The following is an 11,221-nucleotide window of genomic DNA, read 5'->3' on the forward strand; positions in this document are numbered from 1 at the left end:
CCCGGCGTCGGCGAGGGCGGCCACCACGTTCGGGGTGAGCCGTTCGGCGTGCGCCCGGGCGTCGACGGTGACCCGCTCGGCCAGCACGGTCATGTCGTCGCGCCGGACGATCCCGGCGGTCACCGCCGGGGTGGCGGTGTCGAGGGCGAGAACGAGCGTCACGAGCACACCCACTGCCATGAAGCGATCCGCGCGTCCGAACCGCTCAGGCGTTCCAGTCGGATGTCGAGGTGACGCTCGGCGAGGCGTTCGACGATGCCCTCTCCCCACTCCACGACGACGACTGCGTCGTCGAGGTCAGTGTCGAGGTCGAGTGAGTCGAGCTCGCCGAGCAGGCCGGCGCCGTCGGTGTCCAAGAGCCGGTACATGTCGACATGAATCATCGCCGGTGCGCCGGGGCGCCGCGGCGGGTGCACCCGCGCCAGCACGTACGACGGTGAGGTGACCGGGCCGTCGACGTCCATCGCCGCGGCAATTCCCTTGGCCAGCACGGTCTTTCCCGCGCCGAGCGGTCCGGTGAGCACCACCACGTCCCCCGCGCGCAACTGCTCGCCGAGGCGCGACCCCAGCGCGACGGTGTCCTCGACGCGATCCAGGGTGGCCGTGCCCGCGTCTTGCGGCGATCGCGAGCGCGGCGAAGCCGGGCGCGGCGGGTCGCCGCCATCAGACCTTTCAGCGATCACGCCGCCGCAGCCTTTCCCGCATCCACCGGGCCGTCAGCGCGGCGCGGCCGGGGGTGGCCCGCTTGACCAGCCGGACCAGCCCGTCGTTGATCGCCTCGGGCTTGTCCAGTAGCGCGAGGTGGCTGGCCCCCCGAACGATGACCAGCTCGGACTGCGGCAGCGACGCCGCCATCTTGCGGGAGTATTCGTCCGGGGTCAGCAGGTCGTGGTCACCGCAGGCGATCAGGGTGGGGATGCGCAGCAGGGTCCACAGGCCCGCGGTCTCGTCGTGGTGCTCTAAGGCATCCAGGAACTCCACCATGGTCGGGATGGGGGTGCCGTTCATCATTCGCTGCGAGAAGGCGTCCAGGCTCCGGCTGACCTGCAGGTCGCTGAAGGAGGCGGCCCGCAGGACCGGGCCGATCAGCGAGCGCGACACGTTGCGGCCGCGGTGCATCAGCTTCGGCGCGGACCGTGCGGTGAACCGGAACGCTTCCAGCGCCGGGTTTTTCAGGATCTCGCCCAGCGGGGACCGGGCAACGCCTTCCGCCGCCGAGGAGATCAATGCGGCGCCGACGATCCGGCGCCCGTACTGGCCGGGGAATTGGCGGGCGTGCGACAACACCGTCATGCCGCCCATGGAGTGGCCGACCAGCACAACCATCCCGCGCGGCGCGACCGCCTCGAGCACACTCTGAAGGTCCTGACCGAGCTGAGTCAGCGTGTAGCTCTCGGGCGCGGCCTCGTCGGATTGCCCGTGCCCGCGCTGGTCGTAGAAGACCATCCGGACGCCCGGGCCCACCTGCTCGGGCAGCCGCGTCCGCTGAAAATGAAAGGCGCCCATCCGCAGACAGAACCCGTGGACGAAGACCATGGTCAACGGGGCGTCCGCCGGACCGGCTTCCCGGATCGCCAGCGACACGCCGTCGGGGGTGGTCACCACGGAGCGGCGATCGTCGTCGATCCTGTCGAAATCCTCGTCGGCGTAAGGATCTTCGATGCCGCGGGTGCGCTGGATCATCGAACGGCGGGCCGAGGCTCCGACGATGGTGGCGAGGGCAGTCACCCCCGCCCCTCCCGCAAGCCAAGCCCCCCTCTGGCGCCTGCGGGCTCCCTCAGGACTCAATGGTTTGCGCCTCGCGATAGGTCCTGGTGATGCGCCCGCGGGGACTGGTCACCACCTCGTAGTGGATGGTGCCGAGGAGGTCGGCCCAGTCCTGCGCAGTGGGTTCCCCACTGCTGCCGGGCCCGAACAGGATCGCCTCGTCGCCCTCGGCCACGTCAGTCGGGCCGGGGCCGAGGTCGACGACGAACTGGTCCATGCAGATCCGGCCGACCCCGGGCCGCCGCTTGCCGTTGATCAACACGTCCAATCGTCCGCCCAGCGAGCGGAAGACGCCGTCGGCGTAGCCGACCGGGAGCAACGCCAGGTTCGTGTCGCGTTCGGCGGTCCAGGTGTGCCCATACGAGACGCTCTCGCCAGCGCGGATCGACTTCACCAACGCCACAGGGCATTTCACCGTCATCGCCGGCACCAGACCCATGTCCCCGAGCTCGGGAACCGGGCTCAGACCGTACACGGCGAGGCCGGGCCGCACCAGGTCGAAGGCCAGATCGGGACGCGACATGGTGGCCGACGAGTTCGCCAGGTGCGCCACCTCGAACCGCACCCCCTGCTCGCGCGCCTGCGTCAGCATGTCGCTGAAGCGTTGGGCCTGAAGGTCGTTGACGGGGTTGGCGGGTTGATCGGCGAACACCATGTGTGACATCAGGCCGCGCAGCCGAACCGCCTCCTCGGCGACGGCCCGGCGCAGCGCGGTCAGCATCGACGGGTACTGGGCGGGGTGGACGCCGTTGCGGTTGAGCCCGGTGTCGACCTTGACGGTGACCGTGGCGGTGCGGCCCGTTCGGCGCGCCGCGTCCAGCAGCTCGTCGAGTTGACGCTCCGACGACACCGCGATCTCCACGTCGGCCAGCAGCGCCGGCCCGAAGTCGATGCCGGGCGGGTGCAACCAGGCGAGCAAGGGCGCGGCGATCCCGTCGGCGCGCAGCGCCAGCGCCTCGGCGACGGTGGCGACCCCCAGCTCGGCCGCGCCACCGGCCAGCGCCGCGCGCGCCGCCTGGGTGGCCCCGTGGCCGTAGCCGTCGGCCTTGACGACGGCCATCACCTGCGCGCGGCCGGCGTGCTCGCACAGCAACCGCACGTTGTGCTCAATGGCGCCCAGGTCCACCAGGGCCTCGGCGACCAGGCCCGGTGTCAGGGATATCGGCGTAACAGCCACGGCCGCCATTGTCCCAGAACCGGCCGCAGGCGCGGCGGACCAACGACGCCACTTTGTCACAACAGCCACAGAAGCCCCACGCGTCCCCGCGTCGGGCGGCACCGCGCGTGCCCGCCTCCGAGCGACAAGCCGGCCGCGACGAGCTGGGGACATGTCCCGCTCAGATCGTCCGGTGACGCCCGAAGTACTTGTGATCTTCGCTATAACCGCCGTAGCCGCTGCCGATCTCGGTGTAGCCGGCCAGGAACTCGATGCCCTTGATCCACTTCACTTGCTTGAAACAGGCTCAGTGCGCGAAATGCTGGGCGTCGTAGTGGCCGCCGGGCTTGAGCTTGTCCAGCGAGGTCAGCGCCGAGACGGCGTCGTCGTGCAGCGCACGGGCCAGGTCGGCCGACAGCCCTTCGCGCACCACGATGCGCAGCACCGAGACGTTGGTGGCGTTGTCGGGCATGGTGTAGGCGGGCACCTGCCAGCCGTAGGTGCGCAGCTCGTGCGACACGTCGAACTCGGTGTATCCGCGGTCCCCGGACAGCCGGAACGCCACCACCGGGATCGCCGACCCGTCCGAAACCAGCTTGAAGTGCTCGCTGACGCGCAGCTGCTCACCCAGCCAGCGGGCCGTGCCGGACAGGGCGTGCATCACCTTGGTGTAGCCGTCGCGGCCCAGCCGCAGGAAGTTGTAGTACTGGCCCACCACCTGGTTGCCGGGACGCGAGAAGTTCAGCGTGAACGTCGGCATGTCGCCGCCCAGGTAATTGACGTGGAACACCAGGTCCTCGGGCAGGTACTCCTTGCTGCGCCACACCACGAACCCGACCCCGGGGTAGGTCAACCCGTACTTGTGGCCGCTGACGTTGATGGACACCACCCGGGGCAGCCGGAAGTCCCACTTGAGCTCGGGGTGCAGGAACGGCACCACGAACCCGCCGCTGGCGGCGTCGACGTGCACCGGCACGTCCACCCCGCCGCCGGCCGCCAGCTTGTCCAGGGCGCCGCAGATGTCGGCGACCGGCTCCAGCTCGCCGGTGTAGGTGGTCCCGAGGATCGCCACCACGCCGATGGTGTCCTCGTCGACGGCGTCGACGACCTGCTCGGGGGTGATGACGTACCGCCCCTCTTCCATCGGCAGGTAGCGCGGTTCGACGTCGAAATAGCGGCAGAACTTCTCCCAGACCACCTGGACGTTGGATCCCATCACCAGGTTCGGCCGGCGGCTCTCCCAGCCCTTCCCGACCTTCGCCCGCCACCGCCACTTCATCGCCAGCCCGCCCAGCATGACGGCCTCGCTGGAGCCGATGGTGGACACCCCGCAGGCGCTGGAGGGGTCGGCGTCGTCCAGGCCCTCGGCGTGGAACAGGTCGGCCACCATGCACACGCAGCGCTGCTCGATCGCCGCGGTCGCCGGGTACTCGTCCTTGTCGATCATGTTCTTGTCGAACGTCTCGGCCATCAGCCTTCCGGCCTCCGGGTCCATCCACGTCGTCACGAACGTCGCCAGGTTGAGCCGGGAGCTGCCGTCGAGCATCAGCTCGTCGTGGATGAAGCGGTACGCGGCCTCCGGGTCCATCGACTCGTCGGGCATCCGCAACGCGGGCACCGGCGCGGTGAACAACCGGCCGGTATAGGCGGGGGTGATCGCGTGGGCGGGCAGGGAAGGATGTTGGGGCACTGCGGAGAGTCCTTTCTAGAGGGCGGCCAGCGCCGCCCTGATGTGCGGAACCATGCGTGACGACGACGTCGGCGCGTCCCCCGGCCCCGGGTCGGCGGCCGACAGCGCCGCCGCCCGGGCGTGGACGAACGCCGCCGCCGCGGCCGCCTCGGCCGCGGGCAGCCCGGAGGCCAGCAGCGCGCCGATCATGCCGGACAACACATCGCCGGAGCCCGCCGTGGCCGCCCAGGATTGCCCGGCCGGGTTGAGGTACACCGGCCCGCCCGGATCGGCGATCACGGTGACGTTCCCCTTGAGCAGCACCGTAGCGCCGAAGGTGTCGGCGAGCTTGCGGCACGCGCCCACCCGGTCGTCCCCGGGGGGATTACCCGCCAGGCGGGCGAATTCACCGGCGTGCGGGGTCAGCACCGTGGGCGCGGTGCGGTTGGCGGCCAGCTCGGGGTGCGCCGCCAGGATGGTCAGCCCGTCGGCGTCGACGATCACCGGCAGGTCGGTCTCCAGCGCGAACCACAACGCGGCGGCCCCGGTGTCGTCGGTGCCCAATCCCGGCCCGACGACCCAGGATTGGACCCGCCCGGCCGACGCCGGGGTGGGTGAGGCGATCACCTCCGGCCAGTGCGCGAGCACCTCGTGGTGCGCGCTGCCCGCGTACCGGACCATCCCGGACGTCGCCGCGACCGCGGCACCCGTGCACAGCACGGCCGCGCCCGGATACGTCGACGAGCCGGCCATCACTCCGGTCACCCCCTGGGTGTATTTGTCGTCGTGGGGGCCCGGCACCGGCCACCGCGCGGCGACGTCGCCGGCCTCGAAACCCAGCACGTCGGTGTCCGGGAGGTCGAGGCCGATGTCGATCAGCCGCACCCGCCCGCAGTCGGCCAGCGCGTGCACGGGCTTGAGCCCGCCGAAGGTGACGGTCAGCACGGCGTGCACCGCGGGGCCGGTGATGGCGCCGGTCGCGACGTCGATGCCGCTGGGGATGTCGACGGCCACCACCGGGACGCCCGCCTGGTCGACCGCCGCGAACACCTCGTCCGCGGCCGGGCGCAGCGGTCCCGAGCCGGAGATGCCCACCACCCCGTCGATGACGAGATCGGTTGTGGGCGAGACGCTTTGCACCACGCGACCGCCGGCCTTGGTGAACGCCGCCAGTGCCTTGCGGTGGGTGTGCTCCGGGTTGAGCAACACGGCGTCGGCGGCCGCGCCGCGGCGACGCACGAAGGTGGCTGCCCACAGGGCGTCGCCGCCGTTGTCGCCCGAGCCGACGACCGCGCACACCCGGCGGCCGGCCACCCCGCCGGTGCGGGCACGCAACTCGGCGATGATCTCGGCGGCGAGCCCGAAGGCCGCGCGTCGCATCAGGGCCCCGTCGGGCAGGCTGGCCAGCAGCGGTGCCTCTGCCTGGCGGATCGCGTCTACGGAGTAGTAGTGCCGCACCACAGCCACATTACGGGTAGGGGTCGCGCAATTGGCCGCTGCCGCTCAGGCCGACACCTCGGGTGAACCGCGCCGCCGCGCCATGGCCCGCAGTCGCGCGGGAGTCAGCTGTCGGGGGTCCTGGTGGCGGGTCATCGGGTAGAAGCACAGCCCGACGAGGATCGAAGTGAAGTGTCCGATCGCGGTGAAGTTCAACTCGATGCGGTCCATCGCGATCAACGGGAAGCCGAAGATGACGAACAGCACTCCCAAATAGCCCCAGCGCCACGGTCGCGCGATGTGATAGGCCAGCACCGCCATCACCCCGACCAAAAAGTAGCTCACGCCGATGTCGCGGGCGTGCACCAGCCGTTCCGACGCGTCGTGCTCCTCGATCGCGAAATACAGCAGGCCCTCGCTGAAATAGGTGGACAGGATGTGCGCGCTCAATCCCACTGTGAGCCAACGCAACTGGCCAAGCCAGTGTTCGGCCGGCGCCAGGAACAACGAGAACAGGATCAGGTAGGGCGCCAGGTTGCCGCCGTCGATCCACAGCAGGCTGGAGAACAGCACATCGAGCGGATCGCGGGCCAGCCCGTGGATGTTGGTGGAATGGTGCATCAGCATCGAGTGCAGTTGCCGCTGGGGCAGCCAGTGCTGGATGAGCGTCGTGACGAGCAGCACGAGCAGCCAGCCGTAGGTCAACGGCGCGCTGCTGACGTAATGCCAGACGGCGAGCCCCATGCTGCGCAGTCGGGACCGCACCGGTGCATTCGTCACGTCATCACCTTCGCACGCTGGCCGCCGCGTCGCGCGAATTACCCGTCGGCGGCCTTCACGGGGTCGACGGCGCAGCGACCGGATCCGCCGCTGCCGTCGCGGCGGGCGCGGGAACCTCCGGTCGCAGATGCCGCCACCAGCACAGGATGTAGAGCAGCATCGAGATGACCAAGACGACGAGCACCCACAACACGAGGGTGACGTCGATCCAGCCCCCGAAGGGCGGCGAGCCCGGAAGCGCGTTGCGCAGCGGTACGACCGCGAACAGCATCGCCGCGTACCACGTCGTCATCGGCGGCTGGAACTTCCGTCGGTTGCGCACCGTCTGGACGGCGACGAACAGACCCAGGCCGGCGATGGCGATGAGCACGCCGCAGATCACGATGCCGAACGCCGCCGCGCTGAGCGAGCGGTGCAGGCTCACCCGGTAGGGGCCGGCCCCGTCGACGGACACCCGCCAGCCGGAGAGGTGGTTGACGAACGTCACGGGGATGCGTTCGGGCACGTTCCCGGGGCCGTGCATGAGCTCGATCTCGACCGGCCCGGAACCGTAGTGGTCGAAGGGCCAATTCTCGATCTCTCCCGCGATGGTCAGCGGTACCGGGAAGACGCCGGGCAGCATGCCCTTGGTCCAGCTGCGGCGGGTCGGCGTCGCCACGGAACGCACTCGCAGACTGAGGTCTTCGTTGAGGTGCTGGGTCTGCGGATCCAGCAGGGCCGATCCGGGCGAAATGGTCAGATTGGCCATCAGCACGCTGTAGTTCGACTGGACGTCCTCGATGACCAGGGTGGCCGTGCTCCGCTCACCGCCGGCCGGGATCTCCGGGTGGTGATGCCCCCCGCTGCTGGCATAGAGCGCGACCGACGCGACGTACGCCCCGACGACGCCCACGATCAGAGCGATGATCCCGTACCTCACGACCGCCCCCTACCCGATTCGGCCACCGTGGCCGTCAAAGTCTTGAAACACAAGGAATTCCAAGCGATCGCCGAAGGTTCAGCCCGACGGCGCGGGGACCGGCTCCGCCGGTGGAGTGGCGACGACATCCGGCCGCAGATGCCGCCACCAGCAGGTGATGTAGAGCAGCATCGCGATCACCAGTGCGACGATCACCCAGAGCACGATGGTCACATCGATCCACGCCCCGAACGGGGGCAGGCCGGGAAGCGCGTTGCGCAGCGGTACCACCGCGAAGAGCATCGCCGCGTACCACGTCGTCATCGGGGGCTGAAACTTTCGCCGGTCACGCAGCGTTTGGATCGCCACGACCAGGCCCAGGCCGGCGATGGCGATGAGCACACCGCAAATGACGATGCCGAACACCGCGGTGCTCAGCGCGCGCCGCACGCTCAGCCGGTACGCCTCGTGGCCGGGGATCTTGGTGGCGGAGACCTTGAAGCCGGACAGGTGGTCGATGAGTCGCACCGGGATGAGTTCGGGCGGCTTGGTCGTGTCGCCGCCGGGGAAGAGTTGCACCTCGATCGGTCCGGAGGCGTAGTTGTCGAACGGCCACCGTTCGACGTGTCCGGCGATGGTCAGCGGGACCGGAAAGACGCCGGGAAGCATGCCCGGTGTGTATTCGCGCCGGCTGGGCTGGGCCGACGATCTGACGCGCAGCACCAGGTCTTCCTTGAGCCGGTGGGTGACCGGATCCAACAGCGCGGGTCCTGGCGACACGGCCAGGTTGGCGACGACCGCGCTGTAGTTCGACTGCATCTCTTCCACAGTCAACGTCGCCATGCTCTGGGTGACCGACTCCGCGTTGTCACTCAGGGTGCCGGGAGCCGCCCCTTCGACGGTGTCCTCATAGAGCTCGATCAACGCGACGTACGTCGCGACGATGAGCACGACAAGACCTGCTATGGCGAATCTTCGGACCGCCGACGGCATGCTGCTCCTACCCCTGCGGAGTGTCTTGTTTCCCAAGGAAATCTAACGGAACCGCCCGGCTCGCGCGGCGATACGGCCGAAGCGGCACCGTGACGGACGTGGCCGGGTTTTGCGGCGTATCGACGTCGTGGCCGCGGGCCCGCGGCGAAACGGTCGACAGCGGCGTCGACAAAAGGGTTGATACCGATGGGTTTTCGACTGGAGCAGCCTGCGCCTCAGCTAGGCGGCTTCGGGTCGCAGATGCCGCCACCAGCAAGAGACATATAGCCCCATCGATATCCCCAACACGACGATCACCCACACCACGATCGTGATGTCGATCCAGCTTCCGAACGGTGGCGCATCGGGCAGCGCGTTGCGCAGCGGCATCACCGCGAACAACATGGCCGCATACCACGTCGTCATCGGCGGCTGAAATTTACGCCGGTCGCGTGCCGTCTGGACGGCGACGAACGCACCCACGCAGGCGAGCCCGATGAGGACGCACAAGATGGCGACCCCGAACAGCACGGTGCTCGGCGTCCGGGACAGCTCCACCCGGAACGGGCCCGTGGGCTCGGCTTCGTCGGCGCGAATCACGTCGACGTTCCAGCCGAGCAGACGGTTGACCAAGGTCACCGTCGCGGGCACCGGTGTGTTTTCGGGACCGGACGACAGTAGAGCGACGACGGGCCCCGAATGGTATTCGTCGAACGGCCATTCCGCGACTTCGCCGGTCAGGGCGAGCGACACCCGAAACACAGTGGGCAGCGTGCCTTTCGGCCAGGTCTGCCTGCTGGTGGTCATGGTGGAGGCGGCGGCGACGTGGAGGTCGTCCTTGAGGGTGTGGGTACGCGGGTCCAGCAGCGCGGGACCGGGCACCACGGTGATGTTGGCAACCAGGACGCTGTTGCGCGACTGAATCTCTTCGATGTCGTTGGTGATCGTTGTTCCGTCGCCGGCCGAGGCGTCCTGCACCACGACGTGGGGGTGGCCCATACCGCCGCCGACGTACAGCACGATCGACCCGATGTAGGCGCCGACCAAGAGCAACACACCGAGGGCGGCCAGCCTCGCGCGGCGGCTATTCCACCGTGACGGACTTCGCGAGGTTTCGCGGTTTGTCAACGTCGTAACCTCGGGCCTGGGCAACCGACGCGGCGAACACCTGAAGCGGGATGGTCGACAGCAGTGGCTGCAAAAGTGTTGATACCGATGGGATTTCGATCAGGTGGTCGGCGTAGGGCCGCACGGTGTCGTCGCCTTCCTCCGCGATCACGATGGTGATCGCGCCGCGGGCCTGAATCTCGCGGATGTTGGACAGCAGCTTGGAGTGCAGCGTGGCCTGCCCCTTGGGCGAGGGCATGACGACGATGACCGGCAGGTCGTCCTCGATCAGCGCGATGGGGCCGTGCTTGAGCTCGCCGGCGGCGAAGCCCTCGGCGTGCATGTAGGCCAGTTCCTTGAGTTTCAGCGCGCCTTCCAGCGCCACCGGGTAGCCGACGTGGCGGCCCAGGAACAGCACGGTCGAGGACTGGGCGAACCGGTGCGCCAGGGCGGCCACCGGCTCGATCATCGCGAGCACCCGCGCGACCAGGTCCGGCATCGATTCCAGCTCGCGGTACTCCCGCTCGACCTCGTCGGGATACTTGGTGCCGCGAGCCTGGGCCAGTGCCAGGCCCACCAGATAGTTGGCGGTGATCTGCGCCAGGAACGTCTTGGTTGAGGCGACGCCGATCTCGGGGCCGGCGCGGGTGTAGAGCACGGCGTCGCATTCGCGCGGGATCTGCGAGCCGTTGGTGTTGCAGATGGCCAGCACCTTGGCCTTCTGCTCCTTGGCGTGGCGGACGGCCTCGAGCGTGTCGGCGGTTTCCCCGGACTGCGAGATGGCGACCACCAGGGTGCTGCGGTCCAGCACCGGATCGCGGTACCGGAACTCGCTGGCCAGTTCCACCTCGACCGGCAGCCGGGTCCAGTGCTCGATGGCGTATTTCGCAAGCAGCCCGGAGTGATAGGCGGTGCCGCAGGCCACCACGAACACCTTGTCGATCTCGCGCAGCTCCTGATCGGAGAGCCGCTGCTCGTCGAGCAGGATCCGGCCGTCGACGAAATGCCCGAGCAGGGTGTCGGCCACCGCGGCGGGCTGCTCGGCGATCTCCTTGAGCATGAAGTACTCGTAGCCGCCCTTTTCCGCGGCGGCCAGGTCCCAGTCGATGTGGAACTCGCGGTACTCGACGTCGGGGTTGCCGTGGAAGTCGGTGATCCGGTAGCCGTCGGCGGTGAGCACCACGGCCTGGTCCTGGCCGAGTTCGACGGCGTGGCGGGTGTGCGGGATGAACGCGGCCACGTCGGAGCCGACGAACATCTCGCCGTCGCCGATGCCGAGCACCAGCGGCGTCGAGCGGCGGGCGGCCACGATGGTGCCGGGCTCGTCGGCGTTGGTGAACACCAGGGTGAAGTGCCCCTCCAGCCGGCGCAGCACGGCCAGCACCGAGGCGGCGAAGTCACCGGAGGTCGGCCCGTGCCGGTAGGCCTGCGCCAC

11 protein-coding genes are annotated in these 11,221 nt (G+C 69.2%); all 11 read right to left on the minus strand.

All coding sequences use genetic code 11. The features are described 5' to 3' along the window. On the minus strand, positions 1–180 hold a 180-nt coding region (locus A9X04_RS24875), incomplete at its 3' end, for an MmpS family transport accessory protein (protein WP_255396501.1). Beyond that, entirely contained in the window at positions 159–596 is a 438-nt protein-coding gene (gene tsaE, locus A9X04_RS24880) for a tRNA (adenosine(37)-N6)-threonylcarbamoyltransferase complex ATPase subunit type 1 TsaE (protein ID WP_067926511.1), read from the minus strand. The genes tsaE and A9X04_RS24875, both read right to left, overlap by 22 nt. Before the next feature lie 76 nt (positions 597–672). Beyond that, on the minus strand, positions 673–1,728 hold the full coding sequence (locus A9X04_RS24885; RefSeq protein WP_197509378.1) for an alpha/beta fold hydrolase: 1,056 nt from the start codon (positions 1,726–1,728) through the stop codon (positions 673–675). 49 nt (positions 1,729–1,777) lie between these two features. Next, the gene (gene alr, locus A9X04_RS24890) at positions 1,778–2,944 is read right to left on the minus strand and encodes an alanine racemase (protein WP_156764527.1); all 1,167 of its coding nucleotides are present in this window, start codon (positions 2,942–2,944) and stop codon (positions 1,778–1,780) included. Between the two features lie 286 nt (positions 2,945–3,230). Beyond that, positions 3,231–4,613, minus strand: coding sequence for a glutamate decarboxylase (locus A9X04_RS24895; protein ID WP_067926496.1), 1,383 nt, complete (start codon positions 4,611–4,613; stop codon positions 3,231–3,233). Positions 4,614–4,628: 15 nt separating this feature from the next. Beyond that, positions 4,629–6,050, minus strand: a complete 1,422-nt coding sequence (locus A9X04_RS24900; RefSeq protein WP_067926514.1) for a bifunctional ADP-dependent NAD(P)H-hydrate dehydratase/NAD(P)H-hydrate epimerase — start codon at positions 6,048–6,050, stop codon at positions 4,629–4,631. Between the two features lie 45 nt (positions 6,051–6,095). Beyond that, positions 6,096–6,773: a rhomboid-like protein gene (locus A9X04_RS24905; RefSeq protein WP_067926499.1), complete on the minus strand. Its 678-nt coding sequence runs from the start codon at positions 6,771–6,773 to the stop codon at positions 6,096–6,098. 91 nt (positions 6,774–6,864) lie between these two features. Next, complete coding sequence (locus A9X04_RS24910) at positions 6,865–7,728, minus strand: DUF4436 domain-containing protein (protein ID WP_067926502.1); 864 nt, start codon at positions 7,726–7,728, stop codon at positions 6,865–6,867. A gap of 78 nt (positions 7,729–7,806) precedes the next feature. Continuing rightward, entirely contained in the window at positions 7,807–8,700 is an 894-nt protein-coding gene (locus A9X04_RS24915; protein ID WP_067926505.1) for a DUF4436 domain-containing protein, read from the minus strand. A 219-nt stretch (positions 8,701–8,919) separates the two neighbouring features. Beyond that, on the minus strand, positions 8,920–9,735 hold the full coding sequence (locus A9X04_RS24920) for a DUF4436 domain-containing protein (protein ID WP_231985813.1): 816 nt from the start codon (positions 9,733–9,735) through the stop codon (positions 8,920–8,922). A gap of 28 nt (positions 9,736–9,763) precedes the next feature. Further along, the coding region (gene glmS, locus A9X04_RS24925) for a glutamine--fructose-6-phosphate transaminase (isomerizing) (protein ID WP_067926508.1) at positions 9,764–11,221 on the minus strand (1,458 nt) is incomplete at its 5' end.

This window comes from Mycobacterium sp. E3247 (genome assembly GCF_001667785.1).
Taxonomy (GTDB): domain Bacteria; phylum Actinomycetota; class Actinomycetes; order Mycobacteriales; family Mycobacteriaceae; genus Mycobacterium.